Source organism: Kribbella sp. NPDC048928 (assembly GCF_043197975.1).
Lineage (GTDB): Bacteria > Actinomycetota > Actinomycetes > Propionibacteriales > Kribbellaceae > Kribbella.
In genome coordinates, this window is sequence record NZ_JBICUC010000009.1 from 163,067 (window position 1) to 187,327 (window position 24,261).

Annotated in this window: 24 protein-coding genes; 8 read left to right on the forward strand and 16 right to left on the reverse strand. The window is 68.9% G+C overall.

Annotation, left to right across the window (positions count from 1 at the left end; genetic code table 11):
* Nucleotides 1-453 precede the first annotated feature (453 nt).
* Nucleotides 454-1,656 carry a GNAT family N-acetyltransferase gene (locus ACGFI6_RS33725; RefSeq protein WP_393125865.1) on the reverse strand — a complete coding sequence of 401 codons (1,203 nt, stop codon included), beginning with the start codon at nt 1,654-1,656 and terminating at the stop codon, nt 454-456.
* 52 nt (nt 1,657-1,708) lie between these two features.
* Complete coding sequence (locus tag ACGFI6_RS33730) at nt 1,709-2,209, reverse strand: DinB family protein (protein ID WP_393125867.1); 501 nt, start codon at nt 2,207-2,209, stop codon at nt 1,709-1,711.
* Between the two features lie 46 nt (nt 2,210-2,255).
* On the opposite strand from ACGFI6_RS33730, the gene ACGFI6_RS33735 reads away from it, so the two are divergent.
* The gene (locus ACGFI6_RS33735; protein ID WP_393125869.1) at nt 2,256-3,032 is read left to right on the forward strand and encodes a DUF4118 domain-containing protein; all 777 of its coding nucleotides are present in this window, start codon (nt 2,256-2,258) and stop codon (nt 3,030-3,032) included.
* A gap of 145 nt (nt 3,033-3,177) precedes the next feature.
* Nucleotides 3,178-4,005: a Bax inhibitor-1/YccA family protein gene (locus ACGFI6_RS33740; RefSeq protein ID WP_393125871.1), complete on the forward strand. Its 828-nt coding sequence runs from the start codon at nt 3,178-3,180 to the stop codon at nt 4,003-4,005.
* 62 nt (nt 4,006-4,067) lie between these two features.
* Here ACGFI6_RS33740 and ACGFI6_RS33745 read toward each other — a convergent pair whose 3' ends face one another.
* Complete coding sequence (locus ACGFI6_RS33745) at nt 4,068-5,303, reverse strand: cation:proton antiporter (protein WP_393125873.1); 1,236 nt, start codon at nt 5,301-5,303, stop codon at nt 4,068-4,070.
* On the opposite strand from ACGFI6_RS33745, the gene ACGFI6_RS33750 reads away from it, so the two are divergent.
* The gene (locus ACGFI6_RS33750; protein WP_393125875.1) at nt 5,302-6,372 is read left to right on the forward strand and encodes a VOC family protein; all 1,071 of its coding nucleotides are present in this window, start codon (nt 5,302-5,304) and stop codon (nt 6,370-6,372) included. The genes ACGFI6_RS33745 and ACGFI6_RS33750 overlap by 2 nt on opposite strands.
* A gap of 34 nt (nt 6,373-6,406) precedes the next feature.
* Here ACGFI6_RS33750 and ACGFI6_RS33755 read toward each other — a convergent pair whose 3' ends face one another.
* Nucleotides 6,407-6,637 carry a DUF4287 domain-containing protein gene (locus tag ACGFI6_RS33755; RefSeq protein WP_393125877.1) on the reverse strand — a complete coding sequence of 77 codons (231 nt, stop codon included), beginning with the start codon at nt 6,635-6,637 and terminating at the stop codon, nt 6,407-6,409.
* Nucleotides 6,638-6,751: 114 nt separating this feature from the next.
* Nucleotides 6,752-7,780, reverse strand: coding sequence for an SGNH/GDSL hydrolase family protein (locus tag ACGFI6_RS33760; protein WP_393125879.1), 1,029 nt, complete (start codon nt 7,778-7,780; stop codon nt 6,752-6,754).
* 78 nt (nt 7,781-7,858) lie between these two features.
* Between ACGFI6_RS33760 and ACGFI6_RS33765 the strand changes: the two genes are divergently transcribed.
* A complete protein-coding gene (locus ACGFI6_RS33765; RefSeq protein WP_393125881.1) occupies nt 7,859-9,232 on the forward strand; it encodes a cystathionine beta-synthase in 1,374 nt (457 codons plus the stop codon).
* Nucleotides 9,233-9,449: 217 nt separating this feature from the next.
* Here ACGFI6_RS33765 and ACGFI6_RS33770 read toward each other — a convergent pair whose 3' ends face one another.
* Nucleotides 9,450-10,901, reverse strand: coding sequence for a flavin-containing monooxygenase (locus ACGFI6_RS33770; protein WP_393125883.1), 1,452 nt, complete (start codon nt 10,899-10,901; stop codon nt 9,450-9,452).
* A gap of 34 nt (nt 10,902-10,935) precedes the next feature.
* On the reverse strand, nt 10,936-12,162 hold the full coding sequence (locus tag ACGFI6_RS33775) for a lactate racemase domain-containing protein (protein ID WP_393125885.1): 1,227 nt from the start codon (nt 12,160-12,162) through the stop codon (nt 10,936-10,938).
* Between the two features lie 120 nt (nt 12,163-12,282).
* On the opposite strand from ACGFI6_RS33775, the gene ACGFI6_RS33780 reads away from it, so the two are divergent.
* The gene (locus tag ACGFI6_RS33780; protein ID WP_393125887.1) at nt 12,283-13,662 is read left to right on the forward strand and encodes an FAD-binding oxidoreductase; all 1,380 of its coding nucleotides are present in this window, start codon (nt 12,283-12,285) and stop codon (nt 13,660-13,662) included.
* A gap of 6 nt (nt 13,663-13,668) precedes the next feature.
* On the opposite strand, the gene ACGFI6_RS33785 is transcribed toward ACGFI6_RS33780, so the two are convergent.
* Nucleotides 13,669-14,424 (reverse strand): hypothetical protein, encoded by a 756-nt coding sequence (locus ACGFI6_RS33785; protein WP_393125889.1) that lies wholly within the window; start codon nt 14,422-14,424, stop codon nt 13,669-13,671.
* A 19-nt stretch (nt 14,425-14,443) separates the two neighbouring features.
* Here ACGFI6_RS33785 and ACGFI6_RS33790 point away from each other — a divergent pair, with 19 nt between their 5' ends.
* The gene (locus ACGFI6_RS33790) at nt 14,444-14,923 is read left to right on the forward strand and encodes an NUDIX domain-containing protein (protein WP_393125891.1); all 480 of its coding nucleotides are present in this window, start codon (nt 14,444-14,446) and stop codon (nt 14,921-14,923) included.
* A gap of 29 nt (nt 14,924-14,952) precedes the next feature.
* Here ACGFI6_RS33790 and ACGFI6_RS33795 read toward each other — a convergent pair whose 3' ends face one another.
* The 5 genes from ACGFI6_RS33795 to ACGFI6_RS33815 all read right to left on the reverse strand — a co-directional run bounded on the left by ACGFI6_RS33795 (nt 14,953) and on the right by ACGFI6_RS33815 (nt 19,910).
* Nucleotides 14,953-15,981: an NADPH:quinone reductase gene (locus tag ACGFI6_RS33795; protein ID WP_393125894.1), complete on the reverse strand. Its 1,029-nt coding sequence runs from the start codon at nt 15,979-15,981 to the stop codon at nt 14,953-14,955.
* Between the two features lie 10 nt (nt 15,982-15,991).
* Nucleotides 15,992-16,276, reverse strand: a complete 285-nt coding sequence (locus ACGFI6_RS33800; protein WP_393126377.1) for a GNAT family N-acetyltransferase — start codon at nt 16,274-16,276, stop codon at nt 15,992-15,994.
* A 104-nt stretch (nt 16,277-16,380) separates the two neighbouring features.
* Nucleotides 16,381-18,117, reverse strand: a complete 1,737-nt coding sequence (locus ACGFI6_RS33805; RefSeq protein ID WP_393125896.1) for a hypothetical protein — start codon at nt 18,115-18,117, stop codon at nt 16,381-16,383.
* 152 nt (nt 18,118-18,269) lie between these two features.
* Nucleotides 18,270-19,082: an alpha/beta fold hydrolase gene (locus ACGFI6_RS33810; RefSeq protein WP_393125898.1), complete on the reverse strand. Its 813-nt coding sequence runs from the start codon at nt 19,080-19,082 to the stop codon at nt 18,270-18,272.
* Nucleotides 19,083-19,085: 3 nt separating this feature from the next.
* Nucleotides 19,086-19,910 carry an alpha/beta fold hydrolase gene (locus tag ACGFI6_RS33815; RefSeq protein WP_393125899.1) on the reverse strand — a complete coding sequence of 275 codons (825 nt, stop codon included), beginning with the start codon at nt 19,908-19,910 and terminating at the stop codon, nt 19,086-19,088.
* Nucleotides 19,911-20,073: 163 nt separating this feature from the next.
* Between ACGFI6_RS33815 and ACGFI6_RS33820 the strand changes: the two genes are divergently transcribed.
* Both ACGFI6_RS33820 and ACGFI6_RS33825 read left to right on the forward strand, forming a co-directional pair.
* Nucleotides 20,074-20,595 carry a DinB family protein gene (locus ACGFI6_RS33820; protein ID WP_393125901.1) on the forward strand — a complete coding sequence of 174 codons (522 nt, stop codon included), beginning with the start codon at nt 20,074-20,076 and terminating at the stop codon, nt 20,593-20,595.
* 226 nt (nt 20,596-20,821) lie between these two features.
* Entirely contained in the window at nt 20,822-22,660 is a 1,839-nt protein-coding gene (locus tag ACGFI6_RS33825) for a heparinase II/III family protein (protein WP_393125903.1), read from the forward strand.
* 24 nt (nt 22,661-22,684) lie between these two features.
* Here the strand turns inward: ACGFI6_RS33825 and ACGFI6_RS33830 are convergent, their stop codons facing one another.
* The 3 genes from ACGFI6_RS33830 to ACGFI6_RS33840 form a co-directional block, all read right to left on the reverse strand.
* Complete coding sequence (locus tag ACGFI6_RS33830) at nt 22,685-23,011, reverse strand: hypothetical protein (protein WP_393125905.1); 327 nt, start codon at nt 23,009-23,011, stop codon at nt 22,685-22,687.
* Complete coding sequence (locus tag ACGFI6_RS33835) at nt 22,902-23,261, reverse strand: YciI family protein (RefSeq protein WP_393125907.1); 360 nt, start codon at nt 23,259-23,261, stop codon at nt 22,902-22,904. The genes ACGFI6_RS33830 and ACGFI6_RS33835 overlap by 110 nt, the downstream gene beginning before the upstream one ends.
* Nucleotides 23,262-23,347: 86 nt before the next feature.
* The gene (locus ACGFI6_RS33840) at nt 23,348-24,235 is read right to left on the reverse strand and encodes a hypothetical protein (protein WP_393125908.1); all 888 of its coding nucleotides are present in this window, start codon (nt 24,233-24,235) and stop codon (nt 23,348-23,350) included.
* Between the last annotated feature and the right edge of the window lie 26 nt (nt 24,236-24,261).

A 24,261-nucleotide genomic window follows, 5' to 3' on the forward strand; every position in this document is an offset into this window, starting at 1 on the left:
CCCAACCACCCCCGCCCCGACCCACCGCCCGGACCCACCGCCCCCAATCTGCGCCGAGTCGTGGCGTTTGGCCGGCCCCCGGAACGCCGAGTCGTGGATCGAGGCTCGATCGGGCCACATTTCGCAGCCGACATCCACGACTCGACGAACCGTGGACAACTGCCGCACGGCGGCGGACAGGTCGAGGGCCGGCCGAGCGCACACCCGCGGATGCGTCAGCCAAGAGTGGATATCCGCTGCTCTTGAGGGTTCTTCGTTCGCACACCAGAGGAGAACCCACAACACGAGCAGATATCCACTCTTGGCGAGGGCGAGGGCGAGGGCGAGGGCGAGGGCGAGGGCGAGGGCGAGCCCGAGCCCGAGCCCGGGCCGGGCCGGGGGCAGGTGCCGGTTGGTGGGTTGAGCGGGTGTGCGGTGGGTGCTGGGGCGGGTGGTTGGTGGGTGGTGGTGGTGTTACGGGGTGGGGAGGCGGTAGGTGGTGATGTGGGAGGGGGAGTCTGCTGTGAAGGGGGTGGCGGTCCAGTCGGCGTGGCGGGATTCCAGGGTGAAGCCGGCGAGTTGCGCCATCAGGTCGAGTTCGGCGGGCCAGATGTAGCGGTGCGGGGTGCGGAAGAGCTCGGCCTTGGTGCCGTTCCCGAAGTGGAAGTGGTGCGAGACGACGTGCTGCTGCAGTACGTCGTACGTGTCGAGCAGGATGTAGCCGGGATCGGTGACGCCGACGGTGGCCGGCGTACCGGGTGGGAGGCGGCGGAGTTCGGGTACCCAGAGCTCGATCACGAAGCAGCCGCCGGGGGAGAGGTGCCGGGCCGCGTTCCGGAAGCAGGCGACCTGCTCCTCCTGAGTGAGCAGGTTCGAGATCGTGTTGAAGACCAGGTACACGAGGCTGAACTCGCCCGGCGCGCGGGTCGTCGCCATGTCGCCGGCCGTCACCGGGATCGTTGCCTCGTCGGCCTTCTTCCGCAGTTGCGCGACCATCGCGGGCGCCAGCTCGATCCCGCTCACCGGTACGCCGTGCTCGGACAGCGGTACGGCGACCCGCCCGGTGCCGATCGCGAACTCGAGCGCGCGTCCGCCCGCCGCGAGCTGCGCCAGCCGCTCCACGGTCGGCCCGATGACCTCGGGCGCGAACATCCCGGTGCCGGGCGTGTCGTACCGGGCGGCGGTCTGTGCGTTCCACAGCTCCTCGCGCCTGGTGTCCTTCGTCCACTGCAGGATGTCCTCGGTGTCGTTCGCACCGATCTTGACGAAGCCGAGGCGGTCGTAGAGCCGGCGCGCGTCCGGGTTGTCGCGTTCGACGTGCAGTTTCAGCGGTACGTCGTTGCGCTCGGCCTCGGACTGCAGCCGCGTGATGATCGCGGTCCCGATCCCGCGGCCCTGGACGCCCGGGTGCAGCTGGATCCCGTTCAGCTCGACCGCTTCCGGCGTCCGGCTGACCCGGAGCCGGCCGACGCTGCGGCCGTCCACCTCGACGACGCTGAGGTCGGTCGACGGATCAGCGATCGACTCCCGGCTCCACTCCACGAACCCGGCGGTCCATGTGTCCCGGTCGAAGTCCGCGGGCAGCCGTCCCTGCGCACGGGTCGCCGCCATTGTGACGTTGGCGAGGAACAGTACGTCGTCCTCCACCGCCGGCCGAATCCGGTAAGGCTCCACCATGGCAACCCAACCTAGTGTTCGAGGCAGCCCTCCGGCCTCCCATTTTCGAGCGCTACTCGCCGACCTCACCGTCGGTGGACTCGCGGAGCAGGTCGAGGTGGCCGAGATGGCGAGCGGTTTCCTCGATCAGGTGCGCCACGGCGTACCGCAGGTTGAACGTCATCCCTTCCGAGCGCGCGATGTCGTCGAAGGACGCCGCCGCGATGATCCGGCGGGACCGCGCGCATTCGGTGCGGTACGCCGCCAGTAGTCCGGCCACGGTGTCGTCCGGGGCGAGGGGGAAGCAGCCGTGCGGATCCTCGTCGGTCCACGGCCACTCGACGTCCTGGCCGGCGAAGTCGATCGCGAACCAGAAGCGTTCTACGCCGGTCAGATGTTTGACGACTCCGGCCGGTGTGAGTGCGGACGGGGTGACCGGGCGGGCGAAGGCCTGCTGCTCGGTGAGGCCGGTGAGTTTGAGCTCGACGGTGGCCCGGAGGAAGTCGAGCAGGCCGGTCAGCGTGCCGCGTTCGTCGGCGTCCTCGGGCGGACGGATGCGTGCGATCTCGGGCATGGGGCCACCGTACGGGTGACAGACCTTTGTGAGAACTGTTGATCCGATGCCGCAGGTGCGCATCAATAGGGGAGTGGAGAACTACCGCGCCCCGGTCCTGACGGCCTCACTGCTCGTTCCGCCGGCGATTTGTGCACTGCTGACGCCGTTCCGCGAGCATTTCGACAACGCGAACGCCGCGCTTGTGCTGGTGGTCGTGATCGTCGCCGTCGCCGTGTTCGGGATCCGGCTGGCGGGGATCCTGGCGGCGATGTCGAGCGCGGTGTGGTTCGACTTCTTCCTGACCGTGCCGTACGACAGCTTCACGATCAACAGCAGCAACGACGTCGAGCAGGCCGGACTGTTGCTGGTGATCGGCATCGCGGTCACCCAGATCGCGATCTGGGGCCGACGGCAACAAGCCAAGGCATCCCGGCGGCGCGGGTACCTGGACGGTGTCATCACCACCTCGCAAGCAGTCGCGGCCGGCGCGTCGGCGGACGACCTCATCGAACAGGTCCGCGCGGAACTCACGGCCGTACTGGGCATCGACGGCGCGAAGTTCGTTGCCAACAGCAAGCAGACGACCGGGCCGCGGCTCAACCCGGACGGCTCGGTGACCCGCGGTTCCCACGTCCTCAAGGTGGAGCGCGACGGCCTCCCGACGAACGCCGAGATCGAGCTCACCGTCCAGCACGCCGGCGAGCCCCGCGGCCGCTTCCTCCTCACCGCCGCCACCCACATAGCCCGCCCCGACCTCGAACAACGCCTGGTAGCCATAGCCCTGGCCGACCAAGTAGGCGCCGCCCTCACCACCCAACAACCCGCCCACCCCCACGTCTGACCAGAAAACTCCATCGGCAACCGATGTAATCCCTTGTATTTCAGGGGTTTCGGTTGGGGAACATCGGGGGGATTCTCAGATTGTGTTCAGGATGGGGCCGTAGTATTTCGGCACGGCCCCGGATGTGGGTCATCAGGAGGAAGCAATGCAGAGCCGTAACCCGGTGCTGAACCGGTCGAGTGCGTTTGCGCCTGGCCAGGGCCAGGCCTATCCGGGGGCCGCTCCGTACGGTCAGCCGGCCCCTTACGGCTACGGCGGGTCGGGCATGCCGCCGCAGCAGCAGCAAGGTGCTCCGGCCGCGAGCCGGCCCATGACCCTGGACGATGTGATCGTCAAGACCGCGATCACCCTCGGTGTGGTCGTTGCGGCCGCCGCCGTGGCCTGGTGGCGGGTCCCGGACACGCTGGTCACCCCGGTGTTCCTGGCCGGCGCGCTGGTCGCGTTCGCGCTCTCCATGGTGCTGTCGTTCTCCCGCAAGGTGAACCCGGCGCTGGTGATGGTGTTCGCCGCCGCCGAGGGCGTGTTCCTCGGGATCGGCAGCAAGTTCATCGCCAACTGGTCCGGTCATTCCGACATCATCGTGCAGGCCGTGCTGGCCACGATGGTGACGGCCGGCCTGACGCTGGCGACCTACAAGTACTTCGCGATCAAGGTGACGCCGAAGTTCACCAAGATGGTCGTGATCGGGACCATGGGCTTCGCCGGTGTGCTGCTGGTCAACCTGCTGCTGAGCCTGTTCGGCGTGCACACCGGGATCAGCGGCTTCGGCCCGATGGGCCTGCTGTTCGCCGCGCTCGGTGCGGGTCTCGCGGTGTTCAACCTGATCCTCGACTTCGACCTGGTCGAGCAGGGCGTCCGCCACGGTGCCCCGCAGAACGAGGCCTGGCGCGCAGCGTTCGCGCTGACTGTCACGCTCGTCTGGCTGTACTGGAACATCCTGCGCATCCTCGCCATCCTCCGCGGTGGCGACTGATCCAGCGGGGTAGCCAAATCAACGAAGGGCCGGTCCAGGTGGGCCGGCCCTTCGTCATTGGATCAGGGGGCCTTCTCGGCGACCAGACCACGCCGTACGGCGATCCCGCCCGCAATCGTGCTCACCGCGATCGTGACCAGCGCCCCGAGGAGCAGCGCGGACGACTCGCCCGGCTCGAGCACGTGCAGTGACGTACCGACCGTGGCGGCAGCTACCGGTACGCCGAGCTGAGCCGCGGCCAGCGCACTGATGCTGATCGGCTGGCGGGTCAACGCGCCGGACAGGTGACTGATCACCGCACCGACGCCGAGCAGCACGCCCAGGGCGATGAAGGCCGGTTTCGTGCCGAGCTCCCGCAGTTCGAGCGACGCGCCGAGCCAGACGAAGAATACCGGCCCGAGGAAACCCTCCGTCAGGGCGAACAACTGTCGGGCCAATCGTCGCGGTTCGCCCACGGCCGCCACCGCCAGCCCGAACACGAATCCGGCCAGCATGATCGAGACATGTGTGGCCGTCGCGAGCCCTGCGAGCGCGAACAGCACCACCAGACTGATCCGCAGTTCGACCGCGAACAGCCGGTCCTCCGAAACGTCGTGCACCCGGCGCCGTACGCCGGACCGCTCCGCCTTGTTCAGCAGGACGAACACCACGACACCCGCCCCGATGACCGCCAGCGCACCGAGCGCCGCCCGGCCGGCGTGTGGCGGATCGATCGCCAGCGGCAGGGCCACGATGCAGGCGGCGTCCGCGATCGCGACCTGCGGCAGCAGTTCGACGACCGGCCGCCCGCCGAGACCGAGCGAGTCGACGATCGGCAGGATCAGCGCCGCGGACGAGGACGCCATCAGTACGGCGTACAGCGGCACGTGACCGGTGTCGAAGACAGCGTTGAGGGCGAACGCGAGACCGGTCGCGACCAGGCCCGTGAGCACCGCGCGGAGCAGCCCGGGGCGGATCGCCCGCCGCAGGCTCTCGTCGCGGACCGGGACATGGGTCCCGGCCACGAACATCACCAGGCCGAACCCGATGTCGGCGAGGAACGTGAACAGGGTGTCGGACGCGGTCAGGTACCCGAACCCGGTGCGCCCGAGGACGACGCCGGCGATCAGCTCGCCGAGCACGATCGGGATGTGCCAGCCGCGCGGCTGCGCGAGCAGCGGTCCGAGCAGGCCGATCGCGACGACCACCGCCAGCATCGTGAAACTCACCGCGCCATTGTGCATCCGCACCGCGTTGTTCCCCGGGATCTTCGGTTCCGGACGCACCTCGTCCGGTTCCGGCTCTACGGTGGTCACCATGACCAGTGTTTGGTACGACGCTCCCTCGCACGCCGCCGGCGCCGCCCTCGCGACTAACCCCGCAAACGCGGACCTGGACATTCGGAGTACTGGCGTACGGGTGTCCGTCGATGACCTGGCGGAGGTGTCGGCGCACGCCCGCGAGCTCGGCCTGACGGAGAACCCGGAGGGTCTGCAGACCCTCGACGTAGAGATCCAGGCCACCGACCCAACCGCGGTCGGCACCTTCTGGGACGTCGCCCTAGGCGGTCTGCAGGATCCGCTCCGGCGTGGCCCCGCCTTCGCCGTACGGAAGCTCGAAGAGCCACGCCCGCTCCGCAACCGGATCCACGTCGACGTGGTCCGCCCCGAGGCAGAGGTGATCCGCGCACGGGCCGGTCGTGAACCCTCCGGCGCGTTCGGAGTGATGCTCGCCGACGTCGAAGGCAACGAGGCCGACCTGGTGCCCGGCGACCCGCTGCCCGGGACGACCGACTGGCTGGCGCTGTTCAGCGCGATGGTCTTCTACCCGAACGCCACACCGCAGTTCGTGACGACCGTGGCGGAGCTGGCCGACGCCGCGGACCTTCCGCTGCTGATCGACGTACGGCGGGAAGGCGTCCTGCTCGACAGCGGCAAGGACCGCTGGGAGGGCGACGACGGGGCCGACCCGAGGTTCGTCGCGCTGGCGCAGCAGATCGAGGCCGCGGCGAAGGAACTGGGGCTGCGCGCCGATCCGGCGCCGCTGCGGTTCGTGCAGTTCGGGATCGACGCGATGGATGTTCCTGCGGTACGGGCGTTCTGGACGCGGCTGCTCGGCTACGAGGAGGATCCGCGGATGTTCCTCACCGACATCCGCGACCCGCGCGGGCTGAACCCGGTCCTGTTCTTCCAGCAGCTGGAGGAGGCCCGGCAGCAGCGGAACCGGATCCGCTTCGAACTCGCCGTACCGGAAGAATTGCTGGCGCAGCGGATCGCGACCGCGGTCTCGGCCGGCGGGCGAGTACTGTCCGAAAACCCTTACCTGGTAGCGGATCCGGAGGGCAACGAGGTTCTGCTCGGAACGCGAAAGACCTGCCCCTCCACCTGAAAGGGCAGGCCTTCGCGGTTGTCTCCTTTGCGGTTCAGCCCATTCGCCGGTGCGCCTTGACCAGGTCGTACTCGTGCACGATGGCGGTCGCGTGCCCGTGGGCGAGTGCGTACTCGCCGGCCAGCCATCTCACTCTTTCGTCGAAGCGCAGGAACGACGGTCCGTCGTTCATCAGCTGGAACCACTCGGTCATAGCGCGTCCGGTGCACCTGGGCACGGCCTCCACCAAACGCTGATGCGTCTCCTCGGAGTGGTTCAAGCCCATCTTCGCCTCCCGCTATCGGGGTACCGCGTAGTTATCGACTGTGCACCACACGGCCGCCCGGAGGCAAGACTCCCGACATGAAAGGTGCCGCTCAGCGGACGCACAACCCAGCAACTATTGGCCGACCGGCACCGATTCGGCCGAGTCCTTCGAGTCCTCGTCGACGCGTTCCACGTCGGCCTGCGGGTGCCGGCGACGATGCCGGAGTGCAGCCCAGCGACCGCGCGGACCGCGCTCCCGGCCGGCGACCTCGGTCGCTGCCACCTCGGTACCGGCGCGACGGGCGGCCTGGACCGCGGCCTCCGCGATCGGCAGGATCGCCTCGCCGCGGAACGGCTCCGGGTGCACGAACGACTCCGGTCCGACGCCCATCGCGGCGGCGACCGACGGCAGCAGCGCGGCGGCAGCGGCCGCGTACCCGGTGGCCGACGGGTGGAAGTTGTCCCGGCCCCACATCGACGGGTTGGTCCGGAACACCTCACCGAGCAGCGAGCCCAGAGACACTGAGCGGCCGCCTGCCTCGACGACCGCGATGGTCTGAGCGGCGGCCAGCCGGTGGCTCCAGGACCGGGCGACCCACCGCAGCGGCGGCATGATCGTCCGGACCACTCCCAGGTCGGGGCAGGTACCCACCACGACCTGACAGTTCGCGGCGCGCAACCGGCGGACGGCGGCGGACAGCAGCCGTACCGAGGTCGACGGCGGCATCTGCGCCTTGACGTCGTTGACGCCGATCAGGATCACGGCGACGTGCGGCCCGGCCTGCAGGGCGGCGTCGACCTGTGCGGCAAGATCGGTGGACTTCGCCCCGGTCTTGGAGACGTCGACGAGTCGCACCGGCCGCTCGGCGAGGTCGGTCAGCCCGGAGGCGAGCATCACGCCGGGCGTCTCGTCCGGCGAATCGGTGCCGTACCCCGCGGCGCTGGAATCGCCCAGCATCGCGAACGTGATCGGATGTCCTGGATACCGGCCGTACAGACCGTCGCCCGGAGTGGGGTAGTACCTCGCCGGTCCGATCACGTGTTTCGCGTACTCGGCCTCAGCGGTCAGTACGCCGTACAACGTGGCACCGATGAGTCCGAGTCCCCCGCCCCCGAAGGCTGCGGCCTGGGCCAGCTTCTTGGCTGCCCTGGCTCTACTCACAAGTACAAGGATTACACGCTGTCACGGCGGCGCAAGTGAAAATAGGGGAAAGCAGCGCGTATCACTACAGTAAAGATCGTGCGCTACGCAGAATCACTCCTGGACCTGGTCGGCAACACCCCGCTGGTGCGGCTGACGAAGACGACCGACGGCGCCAAGCCTCTCGTGCTGGCCAAGGTCGAGTACTTCAACCCCGGCGGCTCGGTGAAGGACCGGATCGCGGTCCGGATGATCGAGGCCGCGGAGGCCTCCGGCGAGCTCAAGCCCGGCGGCACGATCGTCGAGCCGACCTCCGGCAACACCGGCGTCGGGCTGGCGATGGTGGCCCAGCAGAAGGGCTACAAATGCGTCTTCGTCTGCCCGGACAAGGTCAGCGAGGACAAGCGCAACGTGCTCAAGGCGTACGGCGCCGAGGTGGTCGTCTGCCCGACGGCGGTCGCCCCCGAGCACCCCGACTCGTACTACAACGTCTCCGACCGCCTGGTCCGCGAGATCGAGGGCGCCTGGAAGCCGAACCAGTACGCGAACCAGAACAACCCCCGCTCGCACTACGAGACCACCGGCCCGGAGCTCTGGGAGCAGACCGACGGGAAAATCACGCACTTCGTCGCGGGCGTCGGCACCGGCGGCACGATCACCGGCACCGGGAAGTACCTCAAGGAGGTGTCGAACGGCCGCGTCCAGATCGTCGGCGCCGACCCGGAGGGCTCGGTGTACTCCGGCGGCACCGGCCGGCCGTACCTGGTCGAGGGCGTCGGCGAGGACTTCTGGCCGGAGACGTACGACCGGGAGATCTGCGACCGGATCATCGAGGTCTCGGACGCGGACTCGTTCGCACTCACCCGGCGGCTCGCGCGTGAAGAGGCGATGCTGGTCGGCGGCTCGGCCGGGATGGCCGCCGCGGCCGCGATCCGGCTCGCGCACGAGCTCGACGATCCCGAGGCCGTCATCGTGGTCCTGCTGCCGGACGGCGGCCGCGGCTACCTGACGAAGGTGTTCAACGACGACTGGCTGGCGCAGTACGGCTTCCTGGCGCACGCCAAGCAGGGCACGACGCTCGGTGACGTACTGGCCGGCAAGGACGGCAGCCTGCCGCCGCTCGTGCACACGCATCCGCACGAGACGATCGCCGAGGCGGTCGCGATCCTCCGTGAGTACGGCGTCTCGCAGATGCCGGTCGTACGGGCGGAGCCGCCGGTGATGGCGGCCGAGGTGGCCGGCGCGGTGTCGGAGCGGACCCTGATGGATGCGCTGTACTCCGGCAAGGCCCGGCTGGCCGACATCGTCGAGCAGCACATGGACCCGGCGCTACCGTCCCTCGGCGCCGGCGAACCTGTGGCGAAGGCGGTCGGCCTGCTCGAGGGCCGCGACGCCCTGATGGTCCTCGACGACGGCAAACCGGTCGGCGTCCTGACCCGTCAGGACCTGCTGGTTCACCTGTCCGCCGACTGAGGATCAGCGGTCGACGACTGATGGGATGATGGCGATCAGCGCGGTGATCAGGATGCCGATCACCACGACTGCCGCGCCTGCGATCTGAAGAATGTCCATGTCTCAAGAGTCCTTCAACAGACCTTCCGAGACATCGCCCTCCGGATCGGTCTTCCCCTCATCCCAAGGTCGTACCCCAACACCCCCCACCTCCTACTACAGGAGTCCGGGCAATCCCCTAATGGACTACTGCGAAGTCTGCTGGGTTCAGGCGTCTGGTTCGGCGCCAGTAGGTGAAGGTCCAGTCGGGCCAGATGGTGGAGTTTCGGCCGGTGGTGTCCAGGTACCAGCTGGTGCAGCCGGAGTGCCAGACCGAGTTGTCGAGTTCGTGCTGGACGGTGTCGACGAACTGCTCCTGGGCATCCTCGCGGACCTCGACGTACGTCGCGTTGCGGCGCCGGAGCAGGTGCAGGGCCTGCATCACGTACCGGACCTGGGCCTCGATCATGAAGACCATCGAGGAGTGGCCGAGGACGGTGTTCGGGCCGACGAGCAGGAACAGGTTCGGGTAGCCGGCGACCGTGATGCCGAGGTGGGCGCCGATGCCGTCGCGCTTCCAGTGGTCGGCCAGGTCGACGCCGTCCTTGCCGAGGATCGGCATCCGGGTCAGGTTCGCCGAGACGTCGAAGCCGGTGCCGAGCACGATCGTGTCGCAGGCGCGCTCGGTGCCGTCCGCGGTGACCACTCCGGTCGGTGTCACCCGCGCGATCGGTGTGGTGACCACGTCGACGTTCGGCCGGGTGAGCGCGGGGTAGTAGTCGTTCGAGATCAGTACGCGCTTGCAGCCGATCTGGTAGTCCGGCGTCAGCTTCGCGCGCAGTTCGGGATCGGTGACCTGCTTGTGCAGGTGCCGTTTCGCCTGTAGCTCAAGGCCTTTCATCAACTTCGGGTTCCCGGCGAAGCCGGCGCCGCGGCCCTCGAGCCCCCAGTAGATCGCGTTCCGGATCGTCCGCTGCGCGGCCGGGAACCGTTCGTGCAGCTTGCGTTCCCAGCCGCCGATCGCGCGGTCCGGTTTCGGGGTGACCCACGCCGGCGTGCGCTGGTACAGGTCCAGTTGCGCGACCTCCGGCGCGATCTGCGGTACGAACTGGATCGCCGACGCCCCGGTGCCGATCACGGCGACGTTCCGGCCGCGCAGCTCGACCGAGTGATCCCAGACCGCGGAGTGGAACGCGGTGCCCTCGAACGTGTCCAGGCCGGGGAGGTCCGGGAGCTTCGGCGCATGGAGGCTGCCGACGCCCGCGACCAGGGCCTGGGTCTCGATGGTCTCGTCGCCGTTGACCGTCACGGTCCAGTGCCCGCTCGCCTCGTCGAAGACGGCTTCAGTGGCCTCGGCGCCGTACCGGACCTTGTCCGCGATGCCGTACTTGGTGGCGCAGTGCCGAAGGTAGGTGAGGATCTCGTTCCAGGGGGCGAACATCCGCGTCCAGCGCGGGTTCTGCTCGAACGAGAACGAGTAGAGGTACGACGGGATGTCGCAGGCGCAGCCCGGGTAGGTGTTGTCCCGCCAGGTGCCGCCGAGGTCGTCGGCCTTCTCCAGGATGACGAAGTCCTCACATCCGGCCTGCCGGAGCTTGATCCCCATGCACAGCCCCGCAAACCCGGACCCGATGATCACGACGTCTGTCATAACCCGCAGGTTACCGGCGGGTCATCTCCAGCGGCTAGGCCTTCAGGCGGTAGAGGGTTTCGCCGGCGTTCGGGACGACGAAGGTGTCCGGGTCGTCCTCGTACGTCTGGAGGTCGAACGTCGACGGGTCCAGGTAGCCGAGGTTCGCGCCGCGGACGACCTCCTCGGGGATGCCGGTCGCCAGCGTGACCCGGACGCGCAGGTGCTCGCCGCTCGTCGGGTCCCAGCTGCCGGCGCCGCGCAGGTGCGTGGAGTGCGCGAGCACGCCCCAATGCAGGTCGCGGAACTTCTCCCACTGGCCGAGGAAGTAGTCGCGGCAGTGGTACCCGATCTCGGCGATCTCCGGGTGCATCGCGGCCAGTTCGGTGACGTGCGGCGCGTACAGGATCACCTCGCCGCCGTCCGCGACGATCGGCTCCACCTTGTAGAACCCCTTCGCCGCGGTCCAGATGTCGGCGTACTTCGGTGGCATCACCGAGACCACGCGCCGGACCGGACGCTCCAGGTAGCGGACGTGGGTCTGCGCGGAGATCTCGGCGGCCGCGCGCCAGGACGAGATCGTGTCACCGAACGCGACCGCGTGCAGTGCGTCGGTCCCGGACTGGGCGACCACGGACAGCGCGAGCTTCTCGGCCGGGATCAGCGCCGCGGCCTCGTCGATCAGCGCACGGACCGGGGTGATGCCCGGCGTACCGATGATGTTGGCGCTGGTGATCAGCGCGCCGAGCCAGTGCGAGAAGTCGATGACCTCCTGGCCGGCGACGCCCGGGAAGAAGTACTTGTTGCCGCCGGAGAAGCCGACCACCTCGTGCGGGAACACCGGCCCGACGACCAGCGCCACGTCGTGCTCGACGACGGCGCGGTTCAGCCGCACCGGGACCTCGTCGCGGAGCATCTCGCCGGAGATCGCACCGACCCGGTCGGAGCCGATCGTGCCGAGGTCGGCGAAGGTGTCCGGCTTCCACCACTCGTGGTTGATCACGTTCGGATAGTCGTCACCGAGGTGCTTGCGGAGCTGCTCTGGCGTCATCTCCGCATGGGTGCCGAGGGCAACCAGGATCGTGACCTGACTGCCCTTGAGGGCCTGGGTGACGGCCTTCAGGAGCAGGGGCAACGGGCAACTACGGGTCGCGTCCGGGACGATCACGCAGACGCTGCGCCCCTCCAGCCCCGCACCGGCCAAGGCCTCGCCGACGAACGACGTCACCTCGTCCTCGGTCAGAACCTGTCCTGCACCACCGATCACCGCCGCACTGGTCACGCCTCGACCTTACCGACGGACAACGCTCGATCCCAGACCGTCTCAGGGCGTTGACCCCTGCACGGGTGCGTTGCACGATCGGTGGATCACCTGGGGGAGTGAGCAAGGGGGAGTTTCAGCATGTCCGACACGATCGAACACGCACGCCCACCGGGATTCGGTGGCGTAGTGCTCCAGGGCGGTGACCCGGCGTACGACGAGGCCCGGACCGTCTTCAACGGCATGATCGACAAGCGGCCGGCGATGATCGCGCAGTGCGAGACCGCGGCCGACGTCCAGGCGGCGGTGCGCTACGGCACCGGCCGGGACCTGGAGGTCGCCGTCCGCGGCGGCGGTCACGGGGTGGCGGGGACCGCGGTCACCGACGGTGGGCTGGTGGTCGATCTGCGCCGGATGAACAGCGTCCAGATCGATCCCGAGGCGCGGATCGCCCGGATCGGCGGCGGTGCGACCTGGGGTGACGTCGACCGCGCGTGCACGCCGTACGCCCTGGCGACAACGGGCGGCCGGGTGTCCACGACCGGGGTCGCCGGGCTCACGCTGGGCGGCGGCTCGGGGTGGTTCGAACGCAAGTGGGGGCTCGCCTGCGATGCGTTGGTCTCGGTCGAGCTCGTGACCGCCGACGGCCGGCTGGTCATCGCGGACGAGACCCGGAACACCGAGCTGTTCTGGGCGCTGCACGGCGGTGGCGGGAACTTCGGTGCCGTCACGTCGCTGACGCTGCGGCTCCAGCCGTTGCCGGAGTGCACGCTCGCGTTGCTGCTCTGGCCTGCCGACGCGGGGCCACAGGTGGTTCGTGCGTACCGGGATCTGATCGAAGCCGGCGCGCCGGACGATCTCGGTGGTGCGGTGGTGTACCTGACGGGACCGCCGGAGGAGTTCGTCCCCGAGCATCTGCAGGGCAGGCTGCTGATCGGTGCCGCCGCGGTCTACGCCGGGAACGAGGCGGAGACCCGCGACGTGTTCGCGCCGATGTTCGCTCTCGCCCCGGAGGCGGTGATGGTCGCCGAGTTGCCGTACGACGCGTTGCAGTCGGCGCTCGACGATCCGCCCGGGTTCCGGAACTACTGGTCCGCCGAACACCTGTCCACGTTGCCGGATGCGGCGGTCCAGGCGTTCTGTGACCGGGTGGTCGACATGCCCAACCCGTCGCCGTCCCAGCAGATGGTGGCGCCGTGGGGCGGCCAGGTGCTGCGCGCCGCGGACCGGTGGCCGTTGCCGCACCGGAACGCTGCCTGGGTGGTTCACCCGTTCGGGCTCTGGGCGGACCAGGCCGACGACGAGCGCGGGATCCGCTGGGCACGTGACCTGTGCGCGGACCTGCAGGAGTGGGCCACCGGGTACGTCTACCTGAACTTCATCGGCAACGAAGGACAGAACCGCGTGATCGCGGGCTTCGGCCAGGAGAACTACGAGCGGCTGGCCCGGGTGAAATGCCAGTGGGATCCGGAGAACGTCTTCCACCTGAACCAGAACATCGAGCCAGGCTGGCCCTGCTAGGGCGCCCTAAACCGGCTGCCCCGCGGGGGCCGGGACGCGGGCCCATTGCACGGCGACGATGACGGCGTAGGCGACCGCCCCCAGCGGGACAGCCCAGAAACGGAAGAACGGGAGCTGTCCCGAAACGGCGGTCGCCGCGAAGACCACGCCGTACGTCGAGATGCCCGCGATCGTCCCGCGCCGCCGGGAATCGAGCGCGCTGCTCGGCAACGGACCCATGTGCCGGTCGAGCAGCGTGCCGAACCCGCTCACGCCGGCGAGCGTCGCCACGATGCTCAGGATCCCGCCAGGCAGGCCGCCGAAGATGATCCCGGCCACGCTGAAGAAGGTGACGACCGCGAAGGCCACGCCCATGTCCAGCGCGCCCCACATCAGATGTGAGCGCCGTCGGCGTTTGAGGTCGACGGCGGCGCCGGCCTCGTCCGTGCCGGGCCGGATCGGGCCGGGGTCGCCGGTGAGCCGTTGGACGGTCAGGATCAGGCCCGGCACGAGCACGATCAGCAGCAGGACACCGACGACGGACAGCACCACCGAACGGGTCGTCGACATGTACTGGTGGACCTCGCCGCCGGACACACAGCTCGCGGACGGTGGGAACCAACTGGTGCGCACCGTCCCGTCACCGACGCCGAGCTTGCGAGCACAGTCCTCGCCCGGGTCGTACCAGCCCGGCGACGACAATGTGACGACCGTCGTCCACACCAGGCCGCCGATCAGCCCCAACCCCAGCAGGGATCCTGCCCGCCGTCTCACCCAGTCCACGGGCTCTACCCTCTCATCCGTGGACTCCTACCTTGCCCAGCTGCGTCGCGACGTCGGCTCCCGCCTGCTCCTGCTGCCCGGCGCCCAGGTGCTCGCGGTCGACGCGGACGATCGCATCCTGTTCCAGCGGAGTCGCGACTCCGGGCTGTGGGAGCTTCCGGCCGGTGGTGCGGAGCCGGGAGACAGCTTCCGGCGTACGGCAGCTCGCGAGTTCCGGGAGGAGACCGGGCTCGAGGTCGCGGAGGAGGACCTGGTCCCGTTCGCCAGCCTGTCGCAGGCCGACGTCCACACACTGACGTACCCGAACGGCGACGTGGTGCACTGCTTCGCCCTCTGCTTCGAAGCCCGCCGCTGGACCGGAACCCTGCAGCCGGGCGCAGACGAGGTGATCGAGGCCGGCTTCTTCAGCGCGCCGCCCGGCCCGTTGCATCCCCCGACCGAGGTCGTGCTGCGCCTGCACGCCGCGTACCGGGAGACGGGGTTGTTTCAAGCGCTCTAGATGCTTGCGCGCTTGTTCTGCTCGGTCGGTCAGTCGTCGGTGATGTCGATGAGGACCTTGCCGATGATGCTCTGCTCGACGGCGGCGTGGGCTTCGGCGGCCTGGGCCATCGTGTAGTGGTGCAAGGGGATTCCGGCCTCCGGGCCGATCCGGATCGCGCCGGCCTCGACCGCGGCGGCGACGTCGGCGAGGCCGCGGGGGCGCCAGGAGTCGGGGGCCGTGTAGAGCAGGACGAACTGCCAGCGGGCGTTCGGCACCATCGACGCGCGGACCGGGAGCTCCATCGTCTCGCCGCCGTCGGTCGCGTACACGGCCACGGAGCCGTGGGTCGCGATCACCGCGGCGTCGATGGCCGCGTTCGCCGCCGGCGAGACCTCGACGATCGTGTCGACGCCGTGCGGTGCGATCGCGCGGACCTCCGCGGCGACGTCCTGCTGCTTGTAGTCGATGACGTGGTCGGCGCCGGCCAGCGCCGCGAGGTTGCCCTTCTCCGGGCTGCTCACGGTGGTGATCACCGTGGCGTCCGACCAGCGCGCCAGTTGGATGGCCGCGTTGCCGACCGCTCCGGCACCACCCGTGACGAGCACCGTCCGGCCTGCGAGCTTGCCCGGCCCGAGGCGATCCGGGCCGTCCTCGGTCACGGTCAGGCAGCGATGCGCGGTCAGGAACGGTACGCCGAGCGCGGCGCCGAGGTCGTACGACGCGTTGTCCGGCAGCGGCATCACATGCCGCACCGGCACCACGGCGTACTCCTGCGCCGTACCGCCCGAGGGACGTTGGTACGCCGCCTCCCAGAGCCAGACGCGCTGCCCGGCGAGCGCCACGTCGACGCCCTGGCCGACGGCGTCGACGACACCGGAGCCGTCTTGGTTCGGCACCTGCGCCGGGTGCACCGGCGTACCGGCGCCGGAGCCGCGGCGCGTCTTCCAGTCGGTCGGATTGACGCCCGACCGGTGGATCCGCACCCGCACCTCCCCGGGCCCCGGATCGAGGATCGGCCTGTCCACGAGGGTCAGGACATCGGGCTCACCGGTCACGGAGTACTCGACAGCTCGCACCCTCCCGACGCTACCTCAGCTGTTTGGTGAACATCAGGGTGGCGTCGTCGTCGTTCCGGATCATCTCCATCGGCGGCACCTGACGCCCGTCGTAGATCAGCCCACGCCCGTCCGGAAGGTAGCCGCGCCGTACGTACATCCGCTGTGCCTGCCCGTAGTCCGGGTACAGCCCGACCCCGATCCCGACCACCGCAGACCGCTCCGCGACCATCGCCTCGGCCGCGTCCATCAACGCGCTCCCGATGCCCTGCCGCCGCACCTTCGGCAGCACGTTGAAATCCTGGATCTCCGGGATCGTCGCGAAGTACGGCGACCTCCAGGCCTGCGCGAGCGCACTGGACCGTGCAAACGGTTTATCGGCGAGGGCGCCGTCGCTCGGACGGCGCCCTCGCTACGCGGTTACGGTGTTGGGTCCGGGTAGCTGCCTCCGAGGATGTCAGTGTTTCCGAAGGTCGACGGGCAGGCCACCAGGACGTTCGGCGGTGCACCGGGGGTCGCGGTGTACAGCGACGTCCGATAGGCATTGATCGCCGGGCAGACGCCCGCATTCAGCGAGTCGTTCCAGACCGCGACGGCGCGGTCGTTCGTCGCAGCGGCGTAGACGTAGTCACCCAGGAACTCCGAGGTCAGCGAGTTCGCGCTGCTGCCCCGCGGGTCACCACCCGGTACCCGCTCCAGCGTCGTCCAGCCGGACGGTACGCCGGCCGTGACGTTCGCGTGCCGGACCTCGCCGACCAGACCGCGCGGGTCCGTCGTGTTGTCGCGGTACGGGGTCGTGAACGAGTTGTGCACGAGGTACAGGTCGGTGCCGTCCGGGGACACGGCGGGCGCCGTGTAGACCGGGCGGTCCCCGGTGCTCAGGGCGAGCGGAGCCGGCGTCGCCCAGGATGCGCCGCCGTTGCGCGACCAGGTCAGCATCAACTGCTCGTGATTCAGGCCGGCCCGGCCGTCGGACCAGGTCATGAAGATCTCGTTGGTCGCTCCAACGCCGGTGGGGCGGCCGTTCGCGATGTCGACGTTCGGCCCGCCGGCCAGGTCGACGCGGGCGCCGGCGACACCGTCCATCACCGGGCGTCCCTGGACCGGGTCGAGCACGCCGGGCTCGATCACTGGCGCGACCGCCGCCGGACCGACCCAGTGCGCGCCGCCGTCGGTCGACTTGTACATGAGTTGCAGGCTCGTGCCGCCGCGTACGCCGACGCCGAAGACGTAGACGTTCCCGGTGCTGTCGGTACGGACCACACAGCCGTCGGGCTGCTGGTTGATGCCGTTGCTGGTGGCCGGTCCGACCTGCTTGGTGACCCAGGTACGACCGCCGTCGGCCGAGCGCGCCACGGTCAGCGGCACCGGAAGGGCCTGTCCGTGGCTGTTGCTGCGGAAGCTCGCCCAGCAGGTGTACACGTGGCCGAAGAAGCGGCTGCTCGCGGCGTTGTCGGCGTAGATCTGCTCCTTGTCGGAGAAGGTCGTCGACGACTGCTTCGAGATGATGACCGGAGCGGTCCACGCCGAGGCGTTGTCGGCTGCCGCGGCGCGGACGTCGTCGGTGGTCGACACCGCGATCGCCTCGAAACCACGGAACGTCTCCAGCTGCCGGTCGGCGGCGAAGTTCGAGGTCAGATTGGCGTAGTACAGCCGGGAACCGTTGGCCCACGAGAACGTGCCGTCGGGGCCTGGGCGCGGCCCGAACGCGACGGCCGGGTCGCCGTCGGAGACCAGCCCGGCCTCGTAGTAGTGCGGCAGTGTCCCGATCGGCCCGACCTGCGGGACGCAGGCCGCCGGGCCGAGGCAGGCCCGGGCGGTCCAGCCGGCGTAGGTCGGCTGCGTCCAGTTCTGCCCGCTGTCGAACGAGAAGTACACGCCGGAGACGCCTACGCCGCCGGTGAACGGGCACGTGCCCGGGTCACCCGCCGCGCACGACTCCATGTCGATCTCGTCGTTGGACCCCGCGACCATCACGGCCGGATCGTTGGCGTCGATCGCGACGGCCGGTTCGTTCTGCTTGTTCTGCGAGAACGGCGACGGTGGGCTGCCGGCCGACACCTGCACGACCGGTGCCGCAGAGGCAGTGACCGCGGCTCCGCACAGGGCAGCTGCGAAGGCAGCGACGGAAGCGACGATGAGGCGTGGTTTGCCCATGATCCCCTCCCCGGGACAACCATCGGTCCGGGACGGTTTCCCGGCCCGAATGGCCGATTCGACCTTGCACCCGCGGTCGGTGCCGCACAACAGGTCGCAACCGGCCGTGACGGCCCGCACTCGGGTTGATGCGGGTCGTCACGGCCTCGGCGTCACCGGACGGTGTGGGTGGCCTTTTCGATGACTTTGGTGACCGGGCCCGGGTCGGTGAGCAGGCCGAGGTGGCCGGCCGGGATCCGGGTGATGGCGGAGTGCGCCCGGGTGGCCATGAAGTTCTGGGCCGTCGGGGTGATGATCAGGTCGCGGGTCCCCAGGACGTACCAGGACGGGATCGTGGTCCAGGCCGGCGTACCGGACGGAGTGAAGCCCGCGCTGAGCGTGAGTGGCCGTTGCGCCGGGTACAGCTTCTCGGACTGGCTGCGCGGCATCCCGGAGGCGAACGACTTCACGAACGTGTCGTGCTTGAGGTAGAGATCGACGTCACCGGCCGGTGCGCCCGGGTACGGAACGCTGTCGAAAACGTTTTCCGGCGGTACGGCGAGCGCGGAGTCGGCGCCGGCCAGCGGGAAGATCGGCTCCCCGGCCGCGGGCGCGAACGCGTCGACGTAGACCAGCGCCTTGACGTTCGGGTTTCCGGTGGCCGCATTGGTGATGACGGCGCCGCCGTACGAGTGCCCGACGAGCACGATCGGTCCGGACAGCGTGCTCAGGAAGTCCCGGATCGTGGCGGCGTCGGTGGTGAGGTTGCGCAACGGGTTCGGCGGCACCCGGACCTGGTAGCCGTCGTCGATCAGGCGGCTGGTGACCTTCGACCAGCTGGACCCGTCCGCCCACGCGCCGTGCACGAGCACGACGGTCGGCTTCGGGCCTTTCGGGTACGACGCGGCGGCGGGCGTCACCGCCGCGAGCAGGATTGCGAGTACGGCCCCCAGCACCGCCAGAAAACGTGTTCTGTGGTGGCTCATGGCTTACGACCCGAAGAATTCGAGCAGGTCGGCGTTGACGACGTCGGCGTGCGTGGTGGGCAGTCCGTGGGGGAGGTCCTTGTACGTCTTGAGGACCCCGTTCTTGAGCAGTGCGGCGGACTTCGGGCCCGCGTCGGCGTACGGCACGATCTGGTCGTCCTCGCTGTGCACGACCAGCACCGGGATCGTGATCTTGCGCAGATCCTCGGTGAAGTCGGTCTGCGAGAACGCGACGATGCCGTCGTAGTGCGCCTTGGCGCCGCCCATCATGCCCTGGCGCCACCAGTTCGCGATGATCGCCTCGTTCGGCTCCGCGCCCGGCCGGTTGAACCCGTAGAACGGTCCCTCCGGCAGCGCCCGGTAGAAGGCCGACCGGTTCGCGGCGAGCTGGGCCTGGAGGTCGTCGAAGACCTCCTTGGGCAGACCCTCCGGGTTCGCGTCGGTCTTCAGCATCAGCGGCGGGACCGCGCAGAGCAGCGCGGCCTTGGCGGCCCGGTCCTCGCCGTGCCGGGCCAGGTAGTGCGTGACCTCGCCGCCGCCGGTCGAGTGACCGACGTGGATGCAGTCGCGCAGATCGAGATGGTCGACGACCGCCTTCAGGTCGTCGGCGTAGTGGTCCATGTCGTGCCCGTCGCCGGTCTGCGAGGACCGGCCGTGACCTCGGCGGTCGTGCGCGACGACGCGGTAGCCCTTCGACAAGAAGAACAACAGTTGGTTGTCCCAATCGTCGGCCGACAGTGGCCATCCGTGACTGAAGACGATCGGCTGTCCCGTCCCCCAGTCCTTGTAGAAGATCTCCGTACCGTCACCGGTCGTGATCGTACCCACCGTGAACCCCCTCAAGTTCGGACGGATGCGGCGTTCTCGCCGCCCGGGTTCACGCTAGACGGCGATCGCCCGGCCGAGGAGGCCTCGGCGGCACAACCACGGACAAGACCACGGATTCTCATAGCGGACAGTACCTGGCCGCTTCTCCGCCTAGAGTCGAACCATGACGACAAACGAGCAGACCGTCTCCGGCGAGCGGGCGGACATCCTGGACCTCCTCAACACCCGCCGGAACTTCCTGCGGCACACCGCACAGGGCCTGACGGACGAGCAGGCGAGTACCCGCAGTACCGCCAGCGAACTGACGGTCGGCGGGCTGATCAAGCACGTGTCGACGGTCGAGCAGCACTGGGGCGAGTTCGCCCAGGGCAAGGCCGCGACCGCGCCGGTCGAGTTCACGCCCGACGTCGTCGCCTCGTGGCAGGACCAGTTCCGGATCGTCGAGGGCGAGACGCTCGCCGACGTCCTCGCGGCGTACGACAAGGTCGCCGCGGAGACCGAGGACCTGGTCCGCACCCTCGACCTGGACGCGAAGTACGAGCTGCCGGCCGCGCCGTGGCAGCCGCCGGGCGTCTTCTGGACGGTCCGGATGGCGTTCCTGCACATCGCCTCCGAGACCGCGCAGCACGCCGGCCACGCCGACATCATCCGGGAGACCATCGACGGCCAGAAGACGATGGGCTGAAACTCAGCAGCCTGAAAATAGTGGGCTGAACCAACAACCTTCTTCCCCACCGGCGCATCGAGGTCTGTAAGGGGTAACAGAGCTCGGGGACGGTGGGGAGAGGTGTGGCTTCATGCGATTCAGGGGTACGGCCGGTGTGGCCGTGGCAATCGCTGTTCTGGCTTTGGGGGCCGGAACGGCAGCTGGGGAAACGCGAGCACCGCAGGACAATCCCGGGATCCCGATCGTGCCGGGACCCGAGGAGCCGGGCGAGGCGCAGTTCGTGCCGGGGGCGAGCAATGTCGTCCCCGCCACCGCGGCGCCGGCAACCGACATCGGTGCGAGCAAAGCGCGGTCGCTGACCGCTCCGTTCTACGCCTGTCCAGGGTTCAGCGGGATCGACGCCACCAACCCGCTGGCCAACCTGTACGCCGACAAGTTCGCCTGGGGTCCGTACGCGGCGTACAAGGTCGGTAACGGTGGCGGCAACATCAACTGGGCCTCGAACCCGTACAAGAACGCGAGCTGGTACATGTGGTTCCACTCGCTGCGCTGGCTCGGGCAGGGCATCGTCGCGGCCGGCAAGGGCGACCTGACCGCGCTCACCCGGGTGAACACGATCGCGTACGACTGGTACCGCGACAACCCGTACTCGTGGAAGGCGAACGTCGGCGCGTGGGAGTCCACCATGCACCGTACGAACGTCCTGATCTGCCTGCGCCAGGCGATCATCAAGGGCCTGAACGTGACGACGCTGCCGACCCGGTACGCCTGGCTGGACACGGCGCTGCTGAGTCACGCACGGTTCCTCACCAACTACTGGAGCGGCGCGTGGAACCACGGCACCGACGAGAGCATCGCGCTCTTCGGCGTCGGCTGCACGCTCGGCCGCACCGACTACAAGAACGTCGCGCAGCAACGGCTGGGCGCCGGGATCACCACCTCGATCGATGCCCAGGGGTCGACCAACGAACAGTCGACCGGGTACGCGTCATTCAACTACTCGCTGTGGGGCCGTGCGATCGCGGTGCTGCAGAACTGCGGTGTCGATCCCGGTACGACGATCTCGACACGGCGCGCGTTGCTGGCCAAATGGTTGACGCTGGCAACGAACTCGCTGGGCAAGCTGCACCAGCTCGGTGACACCGAGGTGCAGTCGACGTACCCGTGGGCGGGGACGCCGATGGAGTACGCCGGTTCGCTCGGGAAGAGCGGGACGGTACCGCCGTGGCGGGTCGGGATCTACTCGAACGGGTACGTCTTCGGGCGGACCGGTTGGGGAACCGAACCGGGGCGCGGGTTCACCGGCGAGTCGACGTACAGCATCAGGTTCGGGCCGGGACGGGCGTTCCACGGGCACTTCGACCACACGAGCATCACGTACACGGCGCGCGGGCGGGACATCATCGTCGACGGTGGGTACGCCGCGTACACCGCCGGGGCGTACCGCACGTGGGTCGTCAGCCCGTACGCGCACAGTGCGCTGACGACGCCGATGTCGACGTACACGAACCCGGTCACGCGGCTGACCGCGTCGACGGTGAAGGCGAACTGGGAGTCGTACGTGTTCAACGATGCGCCGGGGGCCTCGATCAACCGCCTGCGGTCGGTCCTGGTACTGAAGGACCCGGACCTGATGGTCGTCTGGGATCGTGCGTCGGCGAAGACCGCGCAGGCGTTCCAGACGTTGTGGCACCTGCCGTCGGACCAGAAGGCGAGCGTGTACTCGCGGACGACGGCCGTGGCGATGAAGCCCGGCGACTCGACCCGGACGGTCGTGTTCCAGGTGCCGTTCCAGCAGGCGCTGCCGCCCGGCGCGATCCTGATCAAGCAGGCGCAGACCAACCCGATCCAGGGCTGGCAGTACCCGACCAGCTACGACCGCAGGTCTGCTCCGACCCTGATGATGGCGCGCTCCGGCAAGTCGGCGTCCATCCTGTCCTTCGTCGTCCCGGTCCGGGCGACAGGATCCGTCCTGTACGCCGTCCGCAAGGTCGGCACCACCACCATCGTCGACCTGAACGTGGGCGGCGTGAAGACCTCCATCGCGATCTCCGGCGGCGGCTCGCTGTACCGCGTCAGCTGACCCCGGTCGGTACTGCGCTCCCGATCACCCCCGGGAGCGCAGCACCGCGAACGCTTCCGATGGACCGCCGTACAGCCGCTCACCGAGGATATGGTCGACAACCACGTTGTTCCCCGCCGACACCATCCCGGCCACCGCGCGGTGAAATCCCAGGACGGTCCGCTGGAACACCGCCAGGAACTCCTCCTCGCTCCACTCCCGCCGCGCGCGGATGTGATGAAACTGGTCGATCGCGAGCCAGTCATCGCTCGTACTTCGTGGGGAGCTGGAAGCGGTGTACCTCCTGGGGCCAGCCGCACGCGATCGCGATCTTGCCGGCCCAGTGCCGTGCGGCCTCCTCGTCGGGTACATCCAGTACGGCGAAGCCGCCCAGGTGCTCCTTCGACTCGACGTACGGCCCGTCGGTGAACAGCGGCGTACCGCTCGACGCGTCCACACTGACCACCGGCGCCTCCGGATCCAGCCCTCCGGTGAAGATCAGCGCCCCGGCCTCCCGCATCTCAGCGAGCAACGGCCGCAGCGCCCGGGACCTCCCGACCAACTCCTCATCGGTCAGCTCCGGCACCCACTCCTGGTTGAACACCACCAAATACTCAGCCACAACTCCTCCTAGGAACCACCCACCACAACCCTTCCACCTCCACCACGAACCCGCGTCGCCCGATCCGACACTCCGCGGGGAAGGAGTTATTCGCCGGACAGCCAGGCGCTGGTACGGGAGGCGTAGACCGTTCCGGGGAAGGTGATCGCGATCTTGCCGTACGACGTGATGGTGGTTGCTGTGCCGTTGGCCTTGCCGAACACGTACTGATAAGCGGAGTCGGTGTTGTGGTCGATGCCGACGACGACGCTCCCGTCGTAGTTGCCGCAGTGCTCGACCAGGAGCGACTCGAACGAGGGCCAGCCCGACTTGCGGATCACCTTCACGACCGGCTTCGCCGTCGCGGTGGTCGGGATGTGGATCGTGTAGAGCGCGCCTGCGGTGGTCGTCATCAGGAGCGTGTCGTACGTCGGCCGCTGGCTGATCACCGCCATCGTCTTGAAGCTCCTGAACCCACCGAACGAGCCGTACGCCTTGTAGCCGGTGCCGTTCGCGGCGTACCGGTAGAGGTACCCGTTGGTGTTCAGGCCGTACAGGAACGAATGCTTGGCGCCGACCGGTTCGTTGAAGCTCGACGTCGCGATCGACTTGAAGCTCGTCCACCCGCCTCCGAGCTTGGTCGCGGTCACCCGTGCCCGGCTACCTGGCGGGGTGATGGTGGAGTGCCGATACAGATTCCCACCCTGCAGCAACAGCCCGTACGAGTACTGCTCACCCTGACGCGTCGTCGACATGTACCAGGTCGACATGGCCCGAACCGGCACGAACTGTGCGAGCTGGTACGGCCCCAGGCCCCGCGGCGGTTTCGCGGCGGTGACGTCAGCCTCCTGCACAGCGTTCGCGCTGTCGGTCCAGACCATGTAGTTGGTGCACGGCACCGAACTGGGCAAAGCCGCCTGCGCCCGCCCGGGCAACCCACCAGCCATCAACACCCCGACCACAGCCAGAACCGCCCCCAGCCGCCGCACGCTCATCCGCCCCATCCCTCCGCCATCCTGAA

Excerpts from the sequence above, each read along its gene's own strand:
- ACGFI6_RS33750 (WP_393125875.1), top strand. The coding sequence starts at position 5,302 with ATGACCAGTGTTTGGTACGACGCTCCCTCGCACGCCGCCGGCGCCGCC.
- ACGFI6_RS33740 (WP_393125871.1), top strand. The coding sequence starts at position 3,178 with ATGCAGAGCCGTAACCCGGTGCTGAACCGGTCGAGTGCGTTTGCGCCT.
- ACGFI6_RS33840 (WP_393125908.1), bottom strand. The coding sequence starts at position 24,235 with ATGAGCGTGCGGCGGCTGGGGGCGGTTCTGGCTGTGGTCGGGGTGTTG.
- ACGFI6_RS33830 (WP_393125905.1), bottom strand. The coding sequence starts at position 23,011 with ATGTACCCGACGAGGAGGCCGCACGGCACTGGGCCGGCAAGATCGCGA.
- ACGFI6_RS33730 (WP_393125867.1), bottom strand. The coding sequence starts at position 2,209 with ATGCCCGAGATCGCACGCATCCGTCCGCCCGAGGACGCCGACGAACGC.
- ACGFI6_RS33805 (WP_393125896.1), bottom strand. The coding sequence starts at position 18,117 with ATGGGCAAACCACGCCTCATCGTCGCTTCCGTCGCTGCCTTCGCAGCT.
- ACGFI6_RS33780 (WP_393125887.1), top strand. The coding sequence starts at position 12,283 with ATGTCCGACACGATCGAACACGCACGCCCACCGGGATTCGGTGGCGTA.
- ACGFI6_RS33770 (WP_393125883.1), bottom strand. The coding sequence starts at position 10,901 with ATGACAGACGTCGTGATCATCGGGTCCGGGTTTGCGGGGCTGTGCATG.
- ACGFI6_RS33810 (WP_393125898.1), bottom strand. The coding sequence starts at position 19,082 with ATGAGCCACCACAGAACACGTTTTCTGGCGGTGCTGGGGGCCGTACTC.
- ACGFI6_RS33820 (WP_393125901.1), top strand. The coding sequence starts at position 20,074 with ATGACGACAAACGAGCAGACCGTCTCCGGCGAGCGGGCGGACATCCTG.
- ACGFI6_RS33725 (WP_393125865.1), bottom strand. The coding sequence starts at position 1,656 with ATGGTGGAGCCTTACCGGATTCGGCCGGCGGTGGAGGACGACGTACTG.
- ACGFI6_RS33735 (WP_393125869.1), top strand. The coding sequence starts at position 2,256 with ATGCCGCAGGTGCGCATCAATAGGGGAGTGGAGAACTACCGCGCCCCG.
- ACGFI6_RS33745 (WP_393125873.1), bottom strand. The coding sequence starts at position 5,303 with ATGGTGACCACCGTAGAGCCGGAACCGGACGAGGTGCGTCCGGAACCG.
- ACGFI6_RS33755 (WP_393125877.1), bottom strand. The coding sequence starts at position 6,637 with ATGGGCTTGAACCACTCCGAGGAGACGCATCAGCGTTTGGTGGAGGCC.